Consider the following 22,648-nt stretch of genomic DNA (forward strand, 5'->3'; position numbering starts at 1 on the left):
ACCACTGGGTTGGTTAGGTGGTCGGGTAGATCGGTGGCGCCCAGCCGAGATAGGTGGCGCCCCATTGCTTCTCGATTGCGTCGACGTCGACGAGGTACACGCCGCCCTGGCCGGGCACCCGGTCGCCGATGTCGTTCGACACGATCTGGCCATTGCCGACGTACACCGCGACGTGCCCGTAGGGTCCTTGGGTCGCCCAGAACAGCAGTGCACCGACGGGCAGCCGCCGGTCGCCGGGGTGGGCGTTCCCGCTGGTGACCATCTGGTTCCACTGCTCGGCTGCCGAGTAGTAGCCGGCGTTGGAACGGCCCCAGATGTTCGACGCCAAGCGAGCACACAGCTGGTAGTAGCCACGGCTACCGACGAGGTCGAGTGCCCGGCGAACGGCCGCGTCGGCACCAGGAAGCTGGTCTGTGCCGCCAGCACCCCAACTGTCGCAACCGTCGACGACCCGGGTTGTTGAATTAACGAGCCGTACTGCCGGCTCGTAGTTGCTGCGGTAGTTACTGCCGTCCGCGAACGCCGACCGCTGCACCTCCTGCGCAGCTGTCCACGGCTTCATCGCTGTCCAGCCAGGCACATTCGCAAGCGCCGTGTAGAACAATCCTGCCGCACCGGCCGGGTCCATGCGGACCTCGAGCCGGCCCCAGCCGTCACGCTGCTGGAACAGCCCGCGCGAGTCTGGACCGACTGCATCTCCTCGGACCGTGTTCCGCAGCGATGACTCGGTCATGGCTGTCATGACCGCGATGACCTTGCCGGCTTCGCCCATTCCGTAGCGATCGCCGACACCGACGATCACTGCCAGGTTGGAGGCCTGCTCTGCGTCGAGGCTGAAGGCCTTCGAGGTCTGGTGCGCCTCGCAGGCGCCCTGTCCCGTCGCCACGCTCACGAGCGGAGTCACCAGGCCGACGGCTGTCGCCAGGAAAGTGCCCACGGCTACGAGCTTGAGGATCATTTGAGGATCACTGCGGCAGCTCGTTGGTGGCCGACCAGAACGTGCACTCTGGCCGACAGATCACGCTGACTGTCAGATGCCGCTCAGTCCTGGTCGTCGCCCCGTCGACCACGTTGTCCTGCGTTCCGCGTACGAGGAGAGCATGCCAGCCCTTCGGCGCTCTGGGATCCCGGGCCAACGCCTCCAGCTTGGGTGTCGTCGTCGCCGTGACGTCCCGCAGGCTCGCCCGTGCCCCGTGAGCCTTCAGCTCCTCCCATTGGCTGGCGTACGGAAGCATGCTGCGTGCGATCGGCGCCGAGTCGGGCGCCTCCAGCGAGTCCGCGAACGACGAGACGACGTTCTGCCACTGGGCGTAGGTGTGCACCGCCGTGTCGTAGGTCCAGATCGCCGTACCGAACGCGATCGCGTACTCCGCCGGATCCGTCGTAGCCGGCCGTACCCAAACCGACAACGGCATCGGACCTGGCGTCGACGTACCAGTCACCTGGTCGGGACTGGCTTGATCTGGCTCGCCATGAGCAACCTGCGGGGCGTCTCGCCAACTGATCACGACCGCCAAGATCACGACGACGAGCAGGATCAGGATGACGATCGGTACGACGAGCTTCGAGTTCGTGACTCGACGCATGTCAGAGTTCCCTTCGTGTCTTCGCCGGCCGGAGCCGAGCGATGAGTGTGCGCGCGACGGGCGCGGGGATGATGCCGACGGCGGCCTGCAGGCGCAGGTAGAAGCGGAACTGGGCGAGGTAGTACCGAACGAGCCAGTTCCGGCGGCGTCGATGCCTGTCCAGGTTGTTCATGGAAGCTCAACGTTTGAGCCCTCGTGACCCCCGAGTAACTTCGCCGGGCAACTTCGAGTCAGGCTGCTTGAGCGAGTCCCAGTCCGAGACCGTCATGCCACGACGCACCCGGCGGCCGACCGAACCTTCTGGATCGGTACGACGTACGAGGTGACCTCCCGGCAGCTTGGTCGATCCACCGCCGGACAACCGGATCCGCGAAGACCACATCCGGCGGCTGCCCAGCCGCGAGGCGCGACAGAGCCGACGTCCGGATCGGTCCGTTGTGGAGGAGCCACGCCAAGCCCTCGGCCTGATCTCTGGGTACGCCGATGGCCCGCAGGCGTGACGTGATCGCGTGCTTTGAGAAACCAGGGCCATCAGCCGCGACAACCAGCCGCCGCCGTACCTCGCCAACCGGGAGCCCGGCACTCTCCAACCGCACACCGATGCGATCGAGCAGCGGGCCCAGCTCCGCGAGCATGCTCGGCTCCACGGATTCAGGTACGAAGTCCAGCAACGGATGCCGCTGACGGCGTCTGGCTTCCTGACGTACCACGTCGGCCAGCCGCCACCGCACCATGTTCGCCAGGTACCCCCACGACACTCGGCCGCCGGGGAGCTTCTCGGCCAACCGACGGCAGCGTTCCCACGCCACGACACGTGCCATCTGGGCCGCCTCGTCATGGCCCAGGGCGGCCCGAAGCCGGCCGGGCAACTCCGCGACGATGCGTTCCTCGATGGCGGCGGCAAGCCGCTTCGACGGCCCCTCCGCCCACCCCGAGTCCGCTGCGGCGGCCAGGAGCGCCTGAAGTTCTTCAGTCACTGGCTCACTCCGTTCCCGATGCCTCGGACCCCTGGCCCCGAGAGCTGACGCTTGCTGTCGGCACCAATCTCGGCCGGAGCGGATCGGATCTGAACCCGGAGTACGAAGTCCCGGAGTCCTGGATATCGTCACAGCGACGGGCCGGTCGGCGACGGGCCAGGACTGTCGAACTCCGGAAGCTGCTGACGACCCGGCTTGTAGTCCGCCAACGGCCGCGTCGCGACCATCGCGTCGTACAGACGCTGCGGGCCGTTCTCGGTCTTCAGCAAACTCGCCGCGGACTGACCATCCGGGATCTCAACAGCGCGGACCCACTTGTAGAAGTAGGACAGGTCAGGGTGCGAGGCGATCGCCGTACGACGCCACTCCAGATCGCCGTCCAAGGCAACCACCACGGTATCCGTGACCGTGTAGCGGTACAGCGTCTTCGCCTGTGCCGATGACAGCTGCGAACCACACATCGGAATGCCCGCCCAGCGCTCACCCGCCAGGCGCCCGAGACCCTCGATCGCGACCGCATCCAACGGATCGTTCACGACGACGACAAACGCTCCCTCAGTCAGCATGTCCAGCTGCTCCTCGATCCCGACCAATGCGTTCGACGGACGGTGGATCAACGTCGTCGGCGACGCCGAGTACTCCGGCCTCACACCCGGTCCGACGCCGACGAAACCGACAGGATCGAGCCGTTCATCCCGCGCAAGCAGCATGAGCCGATCACGAAACACATCAACAGCCGTGCCTTCGTCGGTCCACTCGGACAAGCCGGCCCTGATCAGCGTGCGGAAATCGAATCCCTTCTCACGCAGGTCATCGGTGAGCCGGGTGAACGAGTCAGGCGCGTACCCGATCCGCCACGACGAGTCCGTTCGCAGGACCTCCCCGACACCGCGCTCCCGGACCTGCTCGACCGGCCAGCCAACGTTTGCCCTGAGCAACTCTCGCCGGTAGAACCTGGCCGCAGCCATGTTCGCCACCATCATTCGCTGACGTTCACCGCTGATCAGCACGTTTTCGGAATCCGAGGACACAGCATTCATCACAACCTCCGTAGACCAACCACTCATTGGCTAAGAAGGTCGTCTCCGACGGCTCGACAAAGAACCCGGATTTCGACATCGGGGACTACCGGATCAAGGCGTTGGGAGATTATCGGGCAGGTCCGTGTCAGCGATCGGGCACGGCGGTGAGTGCGGCCGACGTCGACGCGCAGAGCGGCCGACGGACTCGAGGACCTCGCGCGAGACGATCTCCTGGTCGAGATGCAGGACCTTTCGCGAGCTCCGCCAACTGAGCCGCCACCCGGTCCTGCGGCAACCTCGCCACCAGAGGAGCAACCCGGCGCAGCGCATTCACCCGGCCGCTGATGTGATCCAGGACTGGTGACCACCGAGCCACCTCCGCCTCGATCGCCAGCTCAGCAAGCGGTCTGGGCTCGCTCAGAGCCTTGAAGAGCCGATCAGCACCCGCGGGCGTCTCAAGCAGCGAGGACGGGTCACTCCCTGACGGGAACTCAGCCACTTGCACACGCTTGAAGACCGCCGACAGGTCATCGAGCCACCTTCGCGCGGCGATGCTCCCGGCACCGTCTGCGTCCACTCCCACAATTACGGTGTCACTATCCGAGTAGTGGCGAACCATCGAGACCTGGTGCGACGACAACGCCGTCCCACACACACCAAGACCAGCCCAGCCGCGAGAGGTCAACCGGCTCAACTCATCCACCGCCACGGCGTCCATCGGTCCCTCGACCAAGACAGGCGTTGCCCCGCTCTCCAACAGATCACGCTGCTCCGCGAGGCCAACGAGCGTGTGCGCCTTCTGGTAGATACGCGTCGCCGGCAAGTTCAAGTACTTCACCCGCCCACCCCGCGAACGCCCCACGAATCCGACCAACTCCTGACCCGAATCCCAGGCAGGAAACATGATCCGATCACGGAACCGATCGACCAAGTACCCCTTCTTGGTCGCACTCGCCAGCCCCGAGGCCAGCAGAGCCTCGTCGTCGAAACCCTGGGATCTGAGGTGGTCAACCAAGTGTGCCCAGCCATCGGGGGCGTAACCGATCTTCCAGTTCGAGGTCGACCTGAGCACGTGCCCAAGCCCGCGCCGCGTCAAGTGGGCAGCCGCCCAACCGGCACCAGACTGCAGCAACTGATGACGGAAGAACTGCCCCGCCGCGATCTGTACCGCCATCAACCGGCGATCGTCACAGCTCATCGCGCCAATCACCTCAAGGCAGCTCAGGAACACCCGGATCCGTGGGCGCATCTGTCTCAGCCGGCGAGTCACCCCAAAGACCGGCCGAACGCGTCAGCTGCTCCCCCATCCGGTCGATCCCCTCATCCAGCAACTCGATCGCCCGCCGGATCGACCACCTCGGCAGCCCCAACTCGTCCGGCCGCGCGTCCGCTTCCCCGTCTGGCACTCGATCCATGACACTCCCCTTCCGCGCGTTGCTGACAGCAACGTCTTCGAGTCAGCGTCATGGCGTAGGACCGCGATCAGAACCCGGATCAGGATGTCCAGGAGTCCTGGATCTCGACGCTTCTGGAACGTCGGTGAGAAGAGTCGGTTTGGCAGAGTGGAGATGCGGGGGTGGCAGGTGCCGCTCGGCTGCGTCGTACAGACGGTTCGCGGTCGCTACGACCCTGCCGCCTAGTGTCTCGATCAGTCGGACAGGTGGCGTCCTACTGACCACGCCTGTCGTCCTGGCGATCAGGTCCGCCGATGGCTGGTCGGGCAGGCATCCAAGCCGCGAGAGGACCAGGTACGCGGCTGACGTCGCTTCCAGCCTCATGACGCCGTGGCAGCTCGCGCCATGGAAGCGCTTGTGCATGCGCAGGTGCGCCAATTCGTGAGCAAGGCTCACAGCCGCCATCGGTACGTCGACATCGTCAGCGACAACGATCTGCCGCCGGCCATCAGCGGTCTCGGCTCCGCCGGCGTACGACGGCAAAGGACCACGCTCGACGCTGTATCCGCCGGCAATCGCAACCTCTCGCAGAGCGGCAAAGGCCTCATGCGGGGGGCGGGCCGGGACCACTCCAAACGGTCGACCGACAGTTTGGCTGACGTCCCACACGGTCGCGACACCATGCCCTTGCACCGGACCTGCTGAACGGTCCACCTCGGAGGTCGCAGCAACGATTCTGATGCCTGACGCACCCCGGACGACGTGACGTCCTCTACGCTGCCAGCCCGGTCGTCCGTCGACCCAGCTTGCACTCGGCATCTGCAGCTTGATCAGCACGACATTGCGAAACGACTGATCTCGAAGTACGGCAGCTGCCTCGAGCCACCGGCCCCAGGCCGCGTCAGACCAGTTCCGCCGTATGTCGGTCTCGACGGCTCTGCGAAGGTCGTCGACCGTTACCCGAACTCGGTTCACCTGTCCGAGCGTCGCGCCACACCCGCCAACCCAGAACCCGGAACCCGAAATCCAGGACTCCCCGACGTGGTGCAGCTGCATCCCTTCGGACAGGCATGAGCCGGCTGATCGCCCGCGGGTTCCTCGCGCGTTGGCGCAGCCGAAGTCCGCCACGCAATCGAGGTCGATATGGTTCGCAGCTCGACCGCCGCTTGGGTTCGCGCCTTGGTGCGCAGTGGCACGGCAGCCTCAACTCCCCAACCCTCCAAGCCGAGATCAAGGCAGCCCTCCAACCGGCCGAGCCCGACAAGCTCGCTCGGATCCGCTCCCACGTCCTCCGCAAAACCACCGCCGCAGCCCTCGACCAAGCCGGCCACATCGCTCGCCAAATCGCTGACCAACTCGGGGCGATTCAGCCTTCACATGGCGGTGTGTGGCTGACCGGAGTCGGCGCGGTGCCGGGCGTAGGCCCAGAAGATGGGTCTTTCATGAGCCGGCAACGACTGACCATCACTGTGAGTGCCACGTTCAAACTGCTCAAGCCGGAGTGGCGTTCAGCAGAGTGGTGTACGGCAGGCCTGGTGACGGGCGTGGCGTAGATGCTTGAGGCGGTCATCGCGTGATCCTTTGGAAGACCTCTCACAGTGCTTCTGAAGGAGAACTCACGCGATGACCGCGAACACCAGTATCGACCCTGCCCTGTTCCTGCACGACCAGTTGGAGAGCGCGTCGCCGGATGTGCTGCGCGACCTGCTCACCACGTTCATCAACGCGTTGATGGGCGCGGACGCCGACGCGCAGTGCGGCGCTCCGTACGGCGTGCCGAGCCCGGAGCGGACCAATCAGCGCAACGGGTATCGGCACCACGACTTCGACACCCGGGCCGGCACCGTGGACGTGACGATCCCCAAGCTACGGTCGGGAAGGTACTGGCTGCTGGAACGGCGCCGCCGCGCCGAGCGAGCCCTGACCACCGTGGTCGCGACCTGCTACCTGCTGGGCGTGTCCACGCGCCGGATGGAGAAGCTGGTCGAGACCCTCGGTATCACCCGGTTGAGCACGTCGCAGGTGTCGGTGATGGCCGCCGAGCCGGATGAGCAGGTCCACCAGTTCCGGACCCGCCCGTTGGACGCCGGCCCGTATACGTTCGTCGCCGCGGACGCGCTGGTACTGAAGGTCCGCGAAGGCGGCCGGGTCGTCAACGTGCACGCCCTGGTCGCGACCGGCGTCAACGGTGACGGGCACCGCGAAATCCTCGGCCTGCAAGTAACCTCGGCAGAAGACGGCGCCGGCTGGCTGGCGTTCCTGCGGGACCTGACCGCGCGTGGCCTGTCCGGTGTCCGCCTCGTCACCAGCGACGCCCACGCCGGCCTCGTGCAGGCGATCGGTGCGACCCTGCCCGGCGCGGGCTGGCAGCGCTCACCCACTACGCCGCGAACCTGATGTCGGTGACCCCGAAGGCCAGCTGGCCGTGGGTGAAGACGCTGCTGCACTCGGTCTACGACCAACCCGACAAGGACGCAGTGCACGAGCAGTTCGACCACTGGCTCGGCGGATGCCCAGCCGCCAGACTGCTCCTCGAGGTCGCCGCCGATCCCGAACTCATCACCCACGACCACCTCGACCGAGTCGCTCACGTCCAAGCCGCGCACTACCTGCGCGGCCTGCTGGTTCATACCGGAGTACTTCCCGGCCGCGACGAGGCCCTCGACAGGATCGGCCCCTAACTGGATCGCCTGCTCGGCGAACGGGAACAGGCCGGACGACCAGATCATGCCCACCTCATCCGCCCATTTACCCACTGGCAGTTGTTGCCCAAGGCCCGCAGGCGAGCGCAGCGCCGGCCGCTGACCGTCTACTCGGCCGAAACACCCCGAAACCAGATCCTCGCTGGACTGGAGTTTCTCGACTGGATACAGCAACGCACGCTGTCCCTGGGCACCGTCGACCAGCACAGCCTCGACTGCTGGCTCACCAGCGGGCCGACACGCAGATACGACATCGGGGCCTTCATCGCCTGGACGACCAAGCGGCACCTGAGCGCGAACCTGCACATCCCTCGCCGCCAGAGCAAGGCCGCCGGCCAGTATCTGAACGATCAGCAGCATGCTGAGCAACTCCAGCGGTGCCTCAACGACACCGACCTACCACTCGATGTTCGCCTCAGCGGTGCGCTGACACTCCTGTTCGGCCTCACCATGGCACGATCTCCCGCCTGGCTGCTGAGCACGTCGACCAACGCGGCGACGGACTACATCTACGCATCGGCGACAAGTTCGTCCAGTTGCCACCCAGACTCGCCACCCTGGTCCACGAACAGCTGGACCACCGGAAAGACCCATCCGCTGGAAGGATTGGTTTCGCCCGAGAGGAATCTGCGGTGCCCAACTTCTTGAGATCGCGACCCCGCGCTGCTGCCGGGTTCGTAGCGCTGGTGGTACCCGCGGTGGTGATGCTGACGCTGGGGCCAGCGTCAGCATCACTCGCTCCTTCCCGCGAACCGGTTGTCCTCGGGAAGGATTCCGGCGGCGCTATCCCTGGAAAATACTTCGTGAAGCTCAAGGACAACTCGTCGGTTCGCAGGCACGGCGTCGCCGCGCGGTCTCGTTCCCTTGCGAGCGGACACGACGGAAAGCTCGCCCGTGTCCTCGAAGGCGCCGTTCAAGGTTTCTCCGCGACCTTGAGCCCGGAGCAAGCGCGAAAACTCGCTTCCGAACCCGACCTCAAATACGTTGAACAAGAACACACCTACCAGCCACAGACCTCGCAGATTGGGCCACCATCGTGGGGCGTGGACCGCCTCGACCAGCGGACAGGCGTGGACCACGCCTACAACTACATCGGGTCGGCCGGCGCCGGCGTCCACGCCTACATCATCGACACCGGCATCCACGTCCGGAATCATGACGACATCGACGGCCGAGTCGAGGAAGGCTTCAACGCGATCACCGGCAAGACCGGCCAGACCGAGACGGAGGATTGCAACGGCCACGGCACCTTGGTCGCAGGCATCGTTGGCGGGACTCAATACGGCGTCGCCAAGAAAGTCTCACTTGTCCCGGTCAAGGCCTTCGACTGTGCCGGCACCGCAGCGGATGACACCGTCATTACCGCCAGCTTCAACTGGGTCATCGCGCACGCGAAGAAACCAGCAGTGATCAACCTGAGCATGTCGTCGACCTGCATGGATGACGGAGTGCCTGCTCCGTGTCCCAGTGGCCAGTCGCAGGGCATCATCGATGCGGAGAAGGCCGCCATCGCTGCCGGTATCACGGTGGTAACCGCGGCCGGAAACGAAAACGCGGATGCCTGCTTTAACCCTGTCGGCTCCGCTGGCGGCACCATCAATGTCGGCGCTACCGACGCCTCCGATCGAATGCTGACTGTCGACGCCACCCACGGCTCCAACTGGGGCGGCTGCGTGGACATCTTCGCCCCCGGCGACAACATCGTCTCGATCGGCGGAATCGGGCACCATAACCCGATCGACCCGAACCAGATCGATCCCGACCCCCTGACCGCGAGCGGCACCTCGGTGGCCGCGCCACATGTCACCGGCACGGTCGCGTTGCTGCTGGGAACACCGAAGTTCGCGGCCGCGTCGCCGGCCCAGATCGCCGCCGAACTCGACGCCCAGTCAACCCGCGACAAAATCGAGGGCCTGCCCGGTGATGGGTTGACGCCCAACAAGCTGCTGTTCGCCCGGCCCACCTCACCCCGCACAGGGACCACCATTGCGCTCGCACGCAACGACAACGGAGTACTGACGCTGTTCGGGACCACCGCCGACAAGTCAACCACCGGCAGCACCGATCTCGGCGGACACATGTTCACCGGCACCCAACTCGACGCCCAAGCCGGTACCTGGCCCACGCAATGGACCCCGTCCCACGGCCAAGACTACGCATCGGTCGCCGCCGGTGCAGACGGCAGCCAGTCCAGCAAAATGGAACTGGTCAGCCTGACCGCCCAAGACGAAGTCTTCCACCAAAGACAGCCGGTGCTTAATCTGCCCAGATGGCTGATGCCGTCGCAATTCGACGGATCACTGACGACGGCTCCATGGGCCTTACCCCCGGTTCGTGGACACGGATGGTGGATTACGCCGCTGACGGGAGCGTAGCGGGGTAGCGGGCTTCGTAGGTGTTCGGGGACTGGTAGCGGCACCAGGAATGCCGTCGGCGGGTGTTGTATCTGGCGAGCCACCGGAACACTTCGCGGCGGCAGGTGGCCTGGTCGGGCCAGGAGTTGTTGTCCTGGAGGACCTCCCGCTTGAGGGTGGCGTTGAACGCCTCGGCGAGGCTGTTGTCGGCGCTGGTCCCGACAGCGCCCATGGACTGGGTAACGCCCAGGCTCGTGCAGAGTCGGGCGTAGTCGTTGGAGGTGTAGACGGCGAGTTCACCTGGTCGATGCAACACCGGGTTGTTGAAGCGAGCGTAGTTGCTCTTCGAAGACTTCGGCGGGAGTCTTCCAGCCGAGGATCTTGCGGGGCCGATTGTTGAGCGCGTGAGCGACGGCCTCGAGGTCTTCGGCGGACCACCGCGACAGGTCGGTGCCTTTGGGGAAGTACTGCCGCAGCAGGCCGTTGGACGCTCCTATGTTTGTCAAGCGGCGATAGAGGTGTGGTGGAGGCGGGTTGCGGTCTCGATTGTTCGGTAGAGGCGTCGGGCCAGCGCGCGTTTGAGCGAGCGGCGAATGTCGCGGTGGGTCTTGCCTTGGGCGCTGCGTCGGATTTCGTAAGCGCGGGTCTCTGGGTGGCATCTCATCCGGGTGACGGCGACGGTGTGCAGTGCTCGGTTCAGGGCGCGGTCGCCGCCGCGGTTGAGCCGGTGTCGGGAGTTCTGGCCGCTGCTTGTTTCCAGCGGGGCGACGCCTGCCAGGGATGCGAACGCGGCCTCGTGGCGGACCCGGCCGTGGTGGGACCAGCTGATCAGCAGTTGCGCCGCCACGACGGGGCCGACTCCGGCCTCAGCGAGCAGGGCCGGTCCAGCCGGGTGCTGCTTGAGCAGGTCAAGCAGCTGCGGATCCAGCTCGGCGAGCTGCGCGGAAAGGAACCGGATCCGGGCGCTGATCGACTGCAACGTGAACAACGACAAGTGATCCTGGACAGGCGCTGCGGCCGGGATCTGGAGTTGCTCGATGCTGCTGAGCTGAGCGGCTAGAGAGCGGCCACGCAATTCGGCGCGCAGGAGTTCTGGCGCGACCACGATCAGGCTCTTGAGTTCGTTGATTGCCTGCGTCCGGCTGACCAGAACTCCTTCCCTGCAAGCGAAAACCATCCGCAGCGCCTCCCGCAGACCGCCGGATCGTGGCACGCCTTGAATGTCGCGTGACAACGCCTGGCGAGCCGCGCGGATGGCGTCGATCCGATCGTTCTTGGCTCCGCGGGCACGCTTGAGCGCGCCGACTTCAACAACCGTTTCACCCGCATCGACGAGGAACGCGACCAGGCCGGCGGCGAAGCTGCCGGTGCCTTCCAGCGCCCAGATCCGCCGACCCGGAGCGTGTTCGCCGGCCCAGGCGAGCATCCGTCGATAGCCTGCACCGTCAGCGGCGTCGGCCAGGTGTGCGTGGACTCGCCCCGTCCTGGTGTCGAGCACCGCGAGATCGACGGTGTCGCGGTCCGGATCGCCCCCGATGACGAAGTCGTAGTCGTCTGCGAGCATGGCCATTGTGGTTGTCCTTCCAGCCAAGGATGAACGCGGAAGGCATCGGCCTGGACGAAGGTCACTAGTCGCGGCAGCACTGTGAGGGGTCACGCCGGCAACGGCGGACAAGCTCCTAATCAAGCCAAGACGAGTGGGCCAGGTCGGTGCCGGCAACCCCAGGAACAGGTCCAACGAAAGACACGCCCTCTAAAGCGGTCAGTATTCTCGAGAGTCACCTCGAGCTGCCGACACCAGCCTGACTCAACGGCCCAGTCGAGCCGTCTCCAACACTCACAGTGTTCTCGTTCGTCGGCCGCTGCCACGGTGAGTGCGGGTCAGCGAAGAACACTCTTGTCCCGGTCTCCAACGCGAACTGTGCGTGGCCCGAAAGCTCCTTCCCTCGATCCCAGGTCACGGTCTTGCGCAGTTGCTCAGGCAAGTTGGTCATCGACGCAGTCAGCGCCGCGTTCATCGCGACAGCCCCGTAGCCTCCGAGCGACGGCCCGTTCTTCACATACGACTTCTCGCCCCAGCCCTCTGCGTGGCAGATGGACCAGGAGCGTTGAGCGACTCCTGCGCTCGACCAGCGTTCCGATCGCCGACCTGCCCGTCCCAATGATCAGGTCACCTTCCCAATGGCCGGGAACGGCACGGTCTTCGGCCTCGGCGGGACGCTCGCTGAGGACCACGTCGGCGGTGATGTGCCCTTGGGGCTTGTTCCGTGACCGAGCCCTGGGCTCCCGCAGCGCTCGCCCCGTGCGTAGACACGTAACCAGTTCACGCTTGAGCGCACCACGCCCCTCGATGAACAGCGACTGGTAGATCGCCTCGTGGCTGATGCGCATGGACTCATCATCGGGGAAGTCGACCTTCAGCCGTTGCGCGATCTGCTCTGGACTCCACGCCGTTGACCACCGCCGGTCTTGGCGATGGGGCTTGTTCAAACCCTTCCACGGCGGCGTCTTGGGGCCCGGGACGATCGTGCCGTCAGGCCCATGGACATTCCCGGCGAGCCGGTCCTGCACGTACTCACGCAACTGCTCGTTGCCCGCCAGCTTCGCCGCCTTCGGACGCTTCGCTGCCTGCTGTGCCTTCCACTGCGCCACCACGGCGCGATAGACCGGCTTGCCGCCCCTGGCCGCAGCATTGCGGCGCAACTCACGAGAAACCGTCCCGGGGTCGCGGCCGATCGTGCGGGCGATCTCGCGCACACCCTTGTCCTGGGCCTTGAGCAGCGCGATCTCTTCACGCTCAGCCAACGACAAGTACCGACCAGTTGGCTCGTCCAGACTCAGCGGCGACACCCCGCCAGCGTGTCGAAACCATCGAACGCCGACCGGCGCCGACACGCCGACCCCCTCGGCGGCCTGGACCGTTGTGATCCCCGCCGCGATCAGACGCCAGAACTCCCGTTGGACAGCTCGCGACGGCTCGGGGCGGCCCGGCGAGCGCATCGGCGCCCGCATCGCCCCGTCCGCGGCCCACTGCCGTCGCGCCCCAGCCGGCGCCTGCGGCATCTGCTTCCTCTGTCGTCCCATCCAACACCTCCGTGATCAAGGTGTTGCGACGACCAGTTGAATCCGCCCTGACAGCCCCTGTCGGAGTGGAACGCCACGCCGGGCGCGGGCCGGCGCCGGTTGATCGCGTCGGTGAGGGCGTCGGCGACCAGGTCGGCGCGCAGGTGATCGGCGGTCGCCCAGCCGACCACCCGCCGCGAGGCGAGATCGATCACGGTGGCCAGGTAGAGCCAGCCCTCCCAGGTGTGAATGTAGGTGATGTCGCCACACCACCGGCGGTCCAGCCGACCCGGTTGGTCGGGGTCGACGGCGAAGTCGCGGCCGATCAGGTCCGGCCGGGTGGTGGCGTCCGGGTCAGGGATCGTGGTCTTCTTCCACCGCCGCGGAACCCGGCCGTGCCGGCCGGCGGCCTGCATCAGCCGCACGACCCGTTTGCGGGAACACCGCTCACCTTGAGCTCGGAGCTCACGGTGGACCCGCGGCGAGCCGTAGGTCAGGCGGGACTCGTCGTGGATCTCGACGATCTTGCCGGTCAGTTCGGCGTCGCGCTGCTCGCGCACCGAGGGCCGCCGGTGCGGTCGGCGTAGTAGGCGGAACGAGAGACCTGCAGCAACTCACACGCCCGCTTCACGTTGTGGTCGCCCTGCTTCTCCGCCTCGATGAACGGGTAACAGTTCACCGGGTCTCCTTGATGCTCCTATGTCAAGCGGCTCACTGGTCAGGCAGCGATGGCCACTTGCGGCGTGGTTTTGGTGTCGTGTTGCTGGTCGGCGCGCAGGGCGGTGAAGACGGTGTCGGACAGCCGGCGGCGCAGCAGCCGCAGGGCGGCGGTCTTGTCCTTGCCGCGTGCTTGTTGTTTGGCGAGGTAGGCGTGTCCTGGTCCGACCTTGCGGGCTTGGGTGACCGCGATCATGTGCAGGGCACAGTTCATTGCGCGGTTGCCGCCGCGGTTGAGCCGGACCTTGCCCTTGCTGGCGCCGGACCAGACGGGGACGGGCGCGGTGCCGGTGAAGCGGGCGAAGGCGTCCTTGTCGCGGAACCGGTGCACGCCTGCGGTTTCGCCGATGAGCACCGCGGCCGAGAGCACCCCGCATCCAGGGATGTCCAGCAGGCTTGGAGCGATGGCACGGACCAGCGTGCGCAGCTCGGCCTCGAGCGGGTTGATCTGGTGGTTCAGCTCGTCGCACCGGCTCAGCAGGTTGCGGGCCAGGCGCGCGACCACACCGTCGAATCGGTCCAGCTCCACGAGCAGCTCGGCGACGACACCGTGGCGCTTGAGACCACGGGAGGGGATCACCAGGTCGGGGTCGAGTTCGTGCAGGTACCACCTGATCTGCGAGGCGATCCGGGTGCGTTGAACGACCAGGTCATGGCGGTGGTCCGACAACAGCTTCACCTCACGCGCCGGTCCGTCCAGCTCCGCAACCGGCAGATCGGGGTGACGCAGCGCGGCCAGCGCCACTGCCTCGGCGTCGATCGGGTCCGACTTGCCCGGCTCCCGGGCCGCGCGGCGGGCACCGGCCATCAGCTTGGTGGGAACACGCACCACGCGACAGCCAGCCGCGAGCAGATCTGCCTCCAGACGGCGGGTCAGATGCCGACAATCCTCTAACGCAAAGGCGACCTCATCGAACTGGGCCGACCAGCGGACCAGCTCCAGATGGCCCTCGCTGTTGGTGCGGACAGTCTTCACTCCCAGCCGCCGGCCGACGTCGTCGACCGCGACAACGGTGTGGGTGCGTTTGTGGGAATCGGTGCCGATCACGACCATGCCGAGGGAACTCCATACGTCGAGAACAGGAAGGGATCCCGGGATCGCGCGAGGCGGGCACGCCTCAATCGAGCACGATGGCAGGCTCCTATCAAGCCACATCCCCACGCGCCCTGGGTGCCCGGCGGAGCCGCACATCGAGGACAAGCCATCGACACATGCGCGAGGCAACGAAGAAACGAGCGAACCCCGCCGGGCACCAAGATCATGGCATTGACGCGAAGAAAGCCGTGGCCCGGAGGCTGTCGCACGAATCTGGAGCCATTCGATCCGAGCGGTGTCCAGCTGCTGGATCGGAGCCGGGCCGGGCCGGTCAGGTGAGCCGGTAGACCTTGAGCAGGTTGTGGGTGGCGCAGATCAGCTTCCATTCGCTGTCGACGGCGGCCAGGCCACGGCGTGAGAGGTCGCGGATCTTGCGGTTGTGCTTGATCTGGGCGAAGACGGGTTCGATGATCGCGGCTCTCTTCTTGTAGGTCTTGCGGCCTCGTGGGGTGTCGAGCTTGCCGATCATCGTGGTCGTCAATGGGTCGGGGTCTCCGCCACGGCGTCGACGGAGCAGCTGGTTCACCCGCGCTCGGGTCACGCCCAGTTGTTTGGAGGCCTCGAGGGCGTCGATCTCGCCGGCTTCAGCACGTTGAAGGATGTCGGTGCGCTGTGTCTCGGTCTCGGCGATCCGCTTGAGTTCCCTGGCGCGGCCGGGAGCAATGAAGGACTCCACGCCTTTGAAGTTGACGTTGTCGGTGCTCCAGTAGCCCGCGTCCGCGACGACCCTGCGGACCCGTCGCTTCTCGCCTGCGGTGCGGAGGTTCTTCTTCGCGGCCCTGATCATGGGCGCGTAGGCCGGCGCGTCGTTGGCCTGGTTGGTGACCTCGGCTGCGATCACGAACTGCTGCTCGGTCGCGACCGCCTGGGCGTTGTAGCCCTGCAGGTAACCATCCTTGGTCTTGAGCATCCTGCTGTCCGGATCGGTCACGTTGGCCTCCCGCCGTGACCTGTGCGTCGCGGCGGTCGGCGAGGGCCGCCGTCCGCGGATCGGTTTACCGGTCGTCGCCTCGATTTCTGCGCGTCTGGCCAGATGCGCCTCGAACGACTTGTCCGCCGCATCGGCCTCAAGCTCGTCGAGCAGAGCACGTAGCCGGGCTCGGCGACCGCCACGCTCACGCAGCTCGCCGGCGGGCCCGTCCTGGTCCTGGTCAGCGCTTGCGTCCTCGGCTGCATCCGCAGCGGCCGCCTCGGCGAGGATCTCCTCAGCGATCTGCACTGCCGTGCGGTTGGCGTCGCGTGAGGCGTTCGCACACAACTTGGTGCCATCGATCGCGATCAACCCCGGACGCAGCAGCCCGGCACGAGCACACAGCGACAAGACCTGACCGAATACCCCCGCAATCGCGGTCTCATGAGTAGCGCGGAATCGGGCGATCGTCGCGTGATCGGGCTGCTGGTTCGCACCAACGACCCGGAATGCCACATCCTCGACCAGCCGCTTCTCGATCCTGCGGCTGGACCGTTCCCCCACGCAGTAGGCGTAGATGAGCACACCGAGCATCATCTCCGGGTCATAGGCAGCCCCACCCCGGCCATCGGCACGGTACCCGGCCAGGAACCCCGACAGATCAAGCTCAGCCACCACATCCAACACGAACCACGCCAAATGATCCTCAGGCAACCAGTCCGCCACCGACGGCGGCATCAACATCAACTGCTCACGATCCACCCGCGTGAAGTTGTAACCCACACAACGATTCTCCCGAGCCAGGACCCACCAACCGGCCGCGAAACGCACGCGTTGGCTCAGATTCGTGCGACAGCCTCCCCGCTTGAGGATCTCGACATCCTCGCGGAGCCGCCGAGCCTCCCGCCGTAACTGGTTGAGCTCTTCTCGCTCGCTCGTGGTCAACCCACCGTCGCCGGTGCCGGCATCGCGCTCGGCCTGCTTCAACCACTCCCGCACCGCGGTCTCGGTCAGATCGAAGTCCTTCGCGACCTGCCCCACCGACCGGTCACCGCGCTGACACAACTCCACGATCTCCGCCTTGAACTCACGCGTGAACGAACGACGAGACCGCGGCCTCTTCTTGCCCATGGACTCCATGATGAACATCCTTCCGGAGCACAAGCTCCTGATCTCGGATGTCCGTCAAAACGGGTCAGGCCCGATTCGGGGATCTCCAAGTCGGAGGTGTCGCGGATCTGCGCCGAGTTGGATGTCGAGGTGGCCGCGTTCCGGGACCGGTCGCTTTCCGAGCAGCCGTTCCGGTATGTGTTCCTGGACGCCACCTACTGCAAGGCCAGAGTCGATCACCGGGTGGTGTCGCAGGCGGTCGTGGTGGCCACCGGGGTCGCGGCCGACGGGCGCCGCGAGGTGCTCGGGTTCGACGTCGGCGACTCCGAAGACGGCGCGTTTTGGACCGCGTTCCTGCGGTCGCTGAAGACCCGCGGCCTGCACGGGGTCCAGCTGGTCATCTCCGACGCCCACGCCGGCCTCAAACACGCGATCGAGGCCGTGCTGCTCGGCGCGGCGTGGCAGCGGTGCCGGGTCCATTTCCTGCGCAACGTCCTCGCCCAGGTCCCCAAGGGCCACGCCGACATGGTCGCGGCCGCGATCCGCACCATCTTCGCCCAACCCGACCCGGTCCACGTCCGCGAACAACTCGACGTGATCGCCACCATGCTCGGCCGCCAACTGCCCAAGGTCGAAGCCATGCTGCGCGCCGCGGCCGACGACGTCACCGCGTTCGCCGACTTCCCCGGGTCGCACCAGAAGAAGATCTGGTCCACCAACCCCCTCGAACGGGTGAACAACGAGATCAAACGCCGCACCGACGTCGTCGGGGTCTTCCCCAACCCCGGCCGCCCTGCTACGGCTGGCCGGATCCGTGCTCGTCGAAACCCACGACGAATGGCAGATCTCCGAACGCCGCTACCTGTCCGAAGGCTCCATGGCACTCCTCAACCCCACCCCAACGGCCGAGGAGGTGGCGCCAACCGCACTCCTCACGGCATGATCAACACCACGCGCCGACCCACACACCGTGACGACCAACTTCCACCACTCAGCGGGGACGCAACCCGCTTGCTGGTAACAGTGCGCGTATGAGTCAGTTGGCCGGACACGAGAGCGTCCGTTGCCGTGGGCCCATTTCTTCTATCGGTGAGCGCGCCAGACTTTCCAGGTGCATCGCATGGTACCGCCGTTCGAAGCCTTGGTCGCTGCCGATCGCGCATCCGAAGGGCTAGTCCGTGGCCCAGCAGTGAGCGGTCGGCCGAGCCTGGGGCGGACCAGTCAGCGCAACGGGCACCGGCACCGCGAACTCGATACCCGGGCGCACACGATCGATGTTGCGATCACGAAATTGCGGCCCGGGCCGTGCTTCCGGGGACTGGTTGCTGGAGCGTTGCTGTCGCGCGGAGCGGGCTCTGACCAGTGTTGTGGTGACCTGCCTCTGCTCGGTGTTTCGACGCTGCGGATGGATCGGTTGGTGGAATCGCTGGGCATCTCCGGTCTGTCGCGGTCGCGGGTGTCGGTGATAGCCAGGGACATGGACGAGTTGGTCTGCGACTGTCGCGAACGGTCCCTGAACGAAGGGACCTACACATTTGGTGGCGGCTGATGTGACGATGAGAGGCGGCGAAAAGGTGGCCGGGTAGTCAACGAGCACGCCCTGGTCGCGACGGGTGTGAACGGTGACGGGGTACCGCGAGTTCCTCGGCTTGCAAGTCACGAGCGCCGAGGAACGGCGGCGGACTGGCGTCCGGGGAACCTGGTCGCCCGGGGCCCATCGGGAGTCTGGCTCTTCACCAGCGACGCCCATAGGGCTCACGGCAGCGATCGGCGCGGATCTGAGGGCTCGTCCGGCAACATCGGCGATGGCGGAAGTTCCCGCTGGTCCACCTCTTCCCCGACCGCAATGTCCTGGTCCGGCTCGCCGGCGTCGTGCTGGCCGAACAGCATGGCGACTGGATAGAGGGCCGCCGCTGCCTCGGCCTCGACGTCCGCGCCAACGCTCACCTCGGGGTTCACCACGGAGGTGAACCCCGACACCGACCTCACGGCGCTCAGCGCCTGAACAGTGAAAGGGCTCTTCGGAGTTGAGCATGGGGGAGGTGTTCGCTGCGCGTGGCGTGTTGGTGGCTTTCAAGGGTCGGTTGCGACCAAGTAGCCGATCTTGAAGGCTTCGAGTGGCCCGCTGGTGTGGATTCGGTGCGTCGTGGTGTACCCGGACTGATGAATCTTCGGTGTTGAAGGTGTGTGTGTCGCCGCGGTTATTGTTCGTGACGGTGGCACGCTCGTGCTGGATGTTGAGGCTGGCCGGGGGCTGCCGAGCTGTGTCTCGTGCGGGGTTGTCGCGGTCGTCGTGCCGTTGGCTTGCATGACGCTTCGTGCTTCGGGGACCGGTGGTGGTGCGGTGGCGCAAGAGGGTCTGGAAGTGTGCCGAGGACCGTGGCCGGTCTCGACCTGGACCGAGGCCCACAGCTGCGCAGCCAAGCGGTCGCTGCACCTGGTGATGGACAACTACGCTGCCGGCAAACACGCCACGATCAAGGCTTGGCTGGCCGACAACCCAGCCTCAACATGCACTCCACCCCACCTGCGCTTCCTGGATGAGGCGAGGTGTGGTTCTCCATCATCGAACGCCAAGCCATCCACCGCGGCACCTTCCGATCCGTCCGCGGCCTCACGGCCAAGATCCCGGCCTCCATCTCCGGCTGGAACGGCCGATCCCACCCGTTCGTCTGGACAAAGACAGCCGAGCACGTCCTCAGCAAAGCCAACTGTCAGAAGACCTCCGAAACGGTCGCACTAGCAATGAGGCCGGCCCGACGGGCTGATCACTGCGGCGGACCAGGGTGGTTGTCCGTTCCACCCTGGTCCACGTGTGCTTCGCTGCTCCAGTGGGCCGATCCACCACCGGGGGCGGTCAGCTGAGCCCACAGGCGCTCTTAGCTCAACGACGCGATCGGCGCGCTGAGATACTCGGACCACCAATGGGCTTCCCCTTCGTGGCGTCGAGATCCCCCTCTTGACCTCAGGACGATCGTGGAGGTCTTGAACGGAAGGTCCGAGACGTCGGTGACACCGGATGCCGCGGCGCGATGGGTCAGGGGCTATGAGCGTAGGCTCCCGGGGAGTGTGCGTAGGGTGTAATTGGTGGAGCCAGGTGTGATTTGAGTGTGCTGCAGGATGTTGCCGTCGGCGTCGACTGTGAGTGCTAGGACGTTGCCGTTGGCGTTGGTTTCTGCCGCGATGTGCATGAGGCCAGGTATTCCGGCGACGAGGGTCCAGTTGCCCCATGAGATAGGGTCTCCTGGGATGGTTTGCTGGAGCTGCCACAGGCCGTCTGCGCCGATTCCGAGAACCTCGAGTTTGCCGGTCCCGTCGCGCGCGAGGGCCGTCTCGTTGACGAGGCGATCATGGCCGATCTCCGTGACAGGTTTCAGCGGCGAGTACGTCAATGAGTTAGCAGCGGTCTGTTCGGTGGCCCAGACGCGGCCGTGGGTATCGACCAGCATGACATTGAGGATGCCTGCGCTGTCAGACTCGGCGGCGATCGAGGTGAATTGGGGTAGGGGCGCATCTCCGCTGAACTCGGTGAATTGGAACCATGGGCCGTAGGCTGGTGATCCCCGGCCGACTTGCCGGGAGTGCATTGCGCGTCCGTCTTTGTCGACCCCGAACAGATCGATTTGGTCTCCCCCTTGGGGACGGGCCGCGGCGATTGACCGTAGGTGACCGGTGAGTTGGGCCCAGTTGGTGAACGCTGGGTCGCCAATCGCACTTTGCTGACGTTGCCAGACTTCGTCGGAGTTGGTTAGGCCCAACAGTTGCACCCGACTGTCGGCGTTGGTGTCGGCTGCGGTTGAGAGCCAACCGGTGTTGGCTGATGGAGACCAGTTGTTCCAGGTTTGCGCGTTCGGGGCGGTTTGCTTGGTGGCGTACATTGTCCCGGCGGCATTCGTCCCGAACGCCTGCAACTCGCCAGAGCCAGTCCTGGCGAGTGCGACGGAGGTTCCCTCTACTGTTGGCGGGACGTAGACGAGTCTGTTTGGTGAGGTGTTGTCAGAGGGCGCGAACCTGATCTGGCCCAGAGTCGCGTTCGCCACGACGGCTGCCTTGACGATAGGCGGGAAGTCGGACCAGCTCGACTCGGGCGGTGTGACCTGACCCGAGCCGAGGATCTCAGCCACGGCACCTGTGACATAGGCAGCCGCGACGGCCGTCCCCGAGGCGACCTCAACACGCCCCGGACGATTCGCGTCTGTCTCGATATTGGCGCCTGGCGCCCAGATATCCACGCAGGGACCGTAGTTGGAGTTGTCTAGATAGGTATCGTCTTGTGTGACAGCACCAACAGTGATCGCAGTGGGCGGCGAACCGATAGCGTTGTCACATGCGTTCGCTTTCTCGTCACCGGCGCCGATAACCAGTGGGAAGCCAGTATTGATCAGGCGGGTCTCGGCAAGCTTGATGTCTTCGACGTAGCCGTCGGGACACTCGCCTGGAGTCCCATCCTCGTTCTTGCAGACACGCCCCAGATCGAGAAAGACCACTCCCGGGGTCTGTCCGTGGACCCAGATCCAGCCAAGCGCGTCAGAGATATCTTCGCTTGTCGTTCTGCCATTACAGTCCGCCGCGCGCACGGATACCAACGTGGCGTTCTTGGCCACACCGAACATGGACCCACCGATCAAACTTGCGAGCCGCGTCCCGTGTCCACCGCAGTCGCTGGAGTCAGGTCGTTCAGGTGACTCTGTCGACACAACGTTCGGTCCATATTCAACACGGCCGCCGAAATCAGGGTTGCTTCCGTCGATCCCCGTGCTGACTACGTACACGTGAACACCGCGACCCGCCGCAGCACGATAGTTGTATGTGCCGTCGGCAGACGGCATCCGCTGATCCAGTCGATCGAGACCCCACGTCGCGTTCGGAAGCAATTCCGGAATCCGCTGCTTGACAGTCGCCCCCGGCCCGCTCTCCACAGCGAGCGTCGCAGTCGATGACCGTGCAGCGACCGCCGGCCCAATCCCGGCCAGCATCTGTCCGGCGATGACCAAGCCCACGACCGGCGCCACGGACGATATCCGCACCCACCTGTTCATACGCACCACACCCCTCATCCGGGTCGGTCCCGGAGGTCAGCGAATGCACCTCGCACTCATCGCACACATCTAAGTACTCGCCAACTGCCAACGCCTGAGTAACGGCTACTCGGGCAAGCCACCACAACGGATCGGGACGGTCCCAGCTCGGTCCATAGACCGGGCGACCAGGTAGGGGCAATTTGGCGCAGCCTGTGGGGGAGTGCCCCCGCCGGTAGCGAGCGTCGAGGGACTCGATCGCGTTGGTGGAGCCCAGGATCAGACGATCTCGACGTCATGGTGGAGGAACGGGATGAACGCTTCCCCCCGGGTGCTGTCCGGCAAGCCGCACGATCGCTCCGTATCGCTGCCCCAGACCTCGGTGAGATCACAGAACACGATCCGGGCGGCGGTTGCGTTGACAGCGGTGTGGCTGACGTTTCTTCGTTGCTGAGCCAGCCGAGCGTCGCGCTGGCTGTTCGGTGCTACGGCGGCGCCGATCAACCTACTGCCCGATGTCTGGCGACGGATCGCTCAGGCGTCGCCGCTGTACGGCGTGCATGGTCTTCCGGCCGAGATCGCGGCTGGTACGCGTTCCGACGGGCCGCTGGCGGGCGCCCGGTGAGTCACCGGTCACCCAGGCGGTGAGCCGGTCCCGGGCCAGGCCCACTGCCGCACCTGTGTGGCTGTGTCAGTCAT

The 22,648-nt window shown here is 65.7% G+C and carries 20 protein-coding genes and 5 pseudogenes; 7 read left to right on the forward strand and 18 right to left on the reverse strand.

Going from position 1 to position 22,648, the window contains the following annotated elements:
* Positions 1–13 precede the first annotated feature (13 nt).
* The 7 genes from OG876_RS01610 to OG876_RS01635 form a co-directional block, all read right to left on the reverse strand.
* Positions 14–937: a hypothetical protein gene (locus tag OG876_RS01610; protein ID WP_328522925.1), complete on the reverse strand. Its 924-nt coding sequence runs from the start codon at positions 935–937 to the stop codon at positions 14–16.
* Between the two features lie 28 nt (positions 938–965).
* On the reverse strand, positions 966–1,586 hold the full coding sequence (locus OG876_RS01615; RefSeq protein ID WP_328522926.1) for a hypothetical protein: 621 nt from the start codon (positions 1,584–1,586) through the stop codon (positions 966–968).
* Between the two features lies 1 nt (position 1,587).
* Positions 1,588–1,758, reverse strand: a complete 171-nt coding sequence (locus OG876_RS01620; RefSeq protein WP_328522927.1) for a hypothetical protein — start codon at positions 1,756–1,758, stop codon at positions 1,588–1,590.
* A gap of 58 nt (positions 1,759–1,816) precedes the next feature.
* A complete protein-coding gene (locus OG876_RS01625; RefSeq protein ID WP_328522928.1) occupies positions 1,817–2,563 on the reverse strand; it encodes a hypothetical protein in 747 nt (248 codons plus the stop codon).
* 128 nt (positions 2,564–2,691) lie between these two features.
* Positions 2,692–3,531, reverse strand: coding sequence for a hypothetical protein (locus OG876_RS01630; protein ID WP_328522929.1), 840 nt, complete (start codon positions 3,529–3,531; stop codon positions 2,692–2,694).
* 199 nt (positions 3,532–3,730) lie between these two features.
* On the reverse strand, positions 3,731–4,834 hold the full coding sequence (locus OG876_RS43890; protein ID WP_442914086.1) for a toprim domain-containing protein: 1,104 nt from the start codon (positions 4,832–4,834) through the stop codon (positions 3,731–3,733).
* A complete protein-coding gene (locus tag OG876_RS01635; protein ID WP_328522930.1) occupies positions 4,797–5,000 on the reverse strand; it encodes a hypothetical protein in 204 nt (67 codons plus the stop codon). Before OG876_RS01635 ends, OG876_RS43890 begins: the two co-directional genes overlap by 38 nt.
* A gap of 420 nt (positions 5,001–5,420) precedes the next feature.
* Here OG876_RS01635 and OG876_RS01640 point away from each other — a divergent pair, with 420 nt between their 5' ends.
* The 5 genes and pseudogenes from OG876_RS01640 (at position 5,421) to OG876_RS01660 (ending at position 10,056) form a co-directional block, all read left to right on the forward strand.
* Positions 5,421–5,684: a hypothetical protein gene (locus OG876_RS01640; RefSeq protein ID WP_328522931.1), complete on the forward strand. Its 264-nt coding sequence runs from the start codon at positions 5,421–5,423 to the stop codon at positions 5,682–5,684.
* 365 nt (positions 5,685–6,049) lie between these two features.
* Complete coding sequence (locus OG876_RS01645) at positions 6,050–6,532, forward strand: hypothetical protein (RefSeq protein ID WP_328522932.1); 483 nt, start codon at positions 6,050–6,052, stop codon at positions 6,530–6,532.
* Positions 6,533–6,602: 70 nt separating this feature from the next.
* Positions 6,603–7,660: pseudogene (locus OG876_RS01650) on the forward strand (IS256 family transposase).
* An 81-nt stretch (positions 7,661–7,741) separates the two neighbouring features.
* Entirely contained in the window at positions 7,742–8,329 is a 588-nt protein-coding gene (locus OG876_RS01655) for a hypothetical protein (protein ID WP_328522933.1), read from the forward strand.
* A 155-nt stretch (positions 8,330–8,484) separates the two neighbouring features.
* Entirely contained in the window at positions 8,485–10,056 is a 1,572-nt protein-coding gene (locus tag OG876_RS01660; protein WP_328522934.1) for a S8 family peptidase, read from the forward strand.
* Here the strand turns inward: OG876_RS01660 and OG876_RS01665 are convergent.
* From OG876_RS01665 to OG876_RS01700, 8 genes and pseudogenes are all read right to left on the reverse strand, one after another.
* Positions 10,034–10,327, reverse strand: a pseudogene (locus OG876_RS01665) (integrase core domain-containing protein); the annotation flags it as partial. The gene OG876_RS01660 and the pseudogene OG876_RS01665 overlap by 23 nt on opposite strands.
* A 4-nt stretch (positions 10,328–10,331) precedes the next feature.
* Positions 10,332–10,523, reverse strand: a pseudogene (locus OG876_RS01670) (transposase); the annotation flags it as partial.
* Between the two features lie 14 nt (positions 10,524–10,537).
* Positions 10,538–11,605 (reverse strand): IS110 family transposase, encoded by a 1,068-nt coding sequence (locus tag OG876_RS01675; RefSeq protein WP_328526844.1) that lies wholly within the window; start codon positions 11,603–11,605, stop codon positions 10,538–10,540.
* 271 nt (positions 11,606–11,876) lie between these two features.
* Positions 11,877–13,047 (reverse strand): annotated as a pseudogene (locus OG876_RS01680) (IS30 family transposase); the annotation flags it as partial.
* Complete coding sequence (locus OG876_RS01685; RefSeq protein WP_328522935.1) at positions 12,975–13,658, reverse strand: IS3 family transposase; 684 nt, start codon at positions 13,656–13,658, stop codon at positions 12,975–12,977. The pseudogene OG876_RS01680 and the gene OG876_RS01685, both read right to left, overlap by 73 nt.
* A complete protein-coding gene (locus OG876_RS01690) occupies positions 13,631–13,777 on the reverse strand; it encodes a hypothetical protein (RefSeq protein ID WP_328522936.1) in 147 nt (48 codons plus the stop codon). Before OG876_RS01690 ends, OG876_RS01685 begins: the two co-directional genes overlap by 28 nt.
* A 39-nt stretch (positions 13,778–13,816) precedes the next feature.
* Complete coding sequence (locus OG876_RS01695; protein ID WP_328522937.1) at positions 13,817–15,007, reverse strand: IS110 family transposase; 1,191 nt, start codon at positions 15,005–15,007, stop codon at positions 13,817–13,819.
* Between the two features lie 175 nt (positions 15,008–15,182).
* Positions 15,183–16,961 (reverse strand): IS1182 family transposase, encoded by a 1,779-nt coding sequence (locus tag OG876_RS01700; protein ID WP_328522938.1) that lies wholly within the window; start codon positions 16,959–16,961, stop codon positions 15,183–15,185.
* Between the two features lie 63 nt (positions 16,962–17,024).
* Between OG876_RS01700 and OG876_RS01705 the strand changes: the two are divergent.
* Positions 17,025–17,874, forward strand: a pseudogene (locus OG876_RS01705) (IS256 family transposase); the annotation flags it as partial.
* Positions 17,875–18,051: 177 nt separating this feature from the next.
* Positions 18,052–18,480 (forward strand): transposase, encoded by a 429-nt coding sequence (locus OG876_RS43895; protein ID WP_442914152.1) that lies wholly within the window; start codon positions 18,052–18,054, stop codon positions 18,478–18,480.
* Positions 18,481–18,686: 206 nt separating this feature from the next.
* On the opposite strand, the gene OG876_RS43900 is transcribed toward OG876_RS43895, so the two are convergent.
* From OG876_RS43900 to OG876_RS01720, 3 genes are all read right to left on the reverse strand, one after another.
* Positions 18,687–18,878 (reverse strand): hypothetical protein, encoded by a 192-nt coding sequence (locus OG876_RS43900; RefSeq protein ID WP_442914087.1) that lies wholly within the window; start codon positions 18,876–18,878, stop codon positions 18,687–18,689.
* 1,097 nt (positions 18,879–19,975) lie between these two features.
* The gene (locus OG876_RS01715; protein ID WP_328522939.1) at positions 19,976–21,943 is read right to left on the reverse strand and encodes a S8 family serine peptidase; all 1,968 of its coding nucleotides are present in this window, start codon (positions 21,941–21,943) and stop codon (positions 19,976–19,978) included.
* Between the two features lie 285 nt (positions 21,944–22,228).
* Complete coding sequence (locus OG876_RS01720) at positions 22,229–22,453, reverse strand: hypothetical protein (RefSeq protein ID WP_328522940.1); 225 nt, start codon at positions 22,451–22,453, stop codon at positions 22,229–22,231.
* Positions 22,454–22,648: the final 195 nt, after the last annotated feature.

Origin of the sequence: Kribbella sp. NBC_00359 (genome assembly GCF_036097425.1) — a bacterium.
In the GTDB taxonomy this organism is placed as follows: domain Bacteria; phylum Actinomycetota; class Actinomycetes; order Propionibacteriales; family Kribbellaceae; genus Kribbella.

What these genes read in the sequence shown, in the direction of transcription:
- OG876_RS01615 (WP_328522926.1), bottom strand. Translation starts at nt 1,586, where the DNA reads ATGCGTCGAGTCACGAACTCGAAGCTCGTCGTACCGATCGTCATCCTG.
- OG876_RS01620 (WP_328522927.1), bottom strand. Translation starts at nt 1,758, where the DNA reads ATGAACAACCTGGACAGGCATCGACGCCGCCGGAACTGGCTCGTTCGG.
- OG876_RS01630 (WP_328522929.1), bottom strand. Translation starts at nt 3,531, where the DNA reads ATGGCTGCGGCCAGGTTCTACCGGCGAGAGTTGCTCAGGGCAAACGTT.
- OG876_RS43890 (WP_442914086.1), bottom strand. Translation starts at nt 4,834, where the DNA reads ATGCGCCCACGGATCCGGGTGTTCCTGAGCTGCCTTGAGGTGATTGGC.
- OG876_RS01635 (WP_328522930.1), bottom strand. Translation starts at nt 5,000, where the DNA reads ATGGATCGAGTGCCAGACGGGGAAGCGGACGCGCGGCCGGACGAGTTG.
- OG876_RS01645 (WP_328522932.1), top strand. Translation starts at nt 6,050, where the DNA reads ATGAGCCGGCTGATCGCCCGCGGGTTCCTCGCGCGTTGGCGCAGCCGA.
- OG876_RS01675 (WP_328526844.1), bottom strand. Translation starts at nt 11,605, where the DNA reads ATGGCCATGCTCGCAGACGACTACGACTTCGTCATCGGGGGCGATCCG.
- OG876_RS01695 (WP_328522937.1), bottom strand. Translation starts at nt 15,007, where the DNA reads ATGTGCGGCTCCGCCGGGCACCCAGGGCGCGTGGGGATGTGGCTTGAT.
- OG876_RS01700 (WP_328522938.1), bottom strand. Translation starts at nt 16,961, where the DNA reads ATGGAGTCCATGGGCAAGAAGAGGCCGCGGTCTCGTCGTTCGTTCACG.
- OG876_RS43895 (WP_442914152.1), top strand. Translation starts at nt 18,052, where the DNA reads ATGGTACCGCCGTTCGAAGCCTTGGTCGCTGCCGATCGCGCATCCGAA.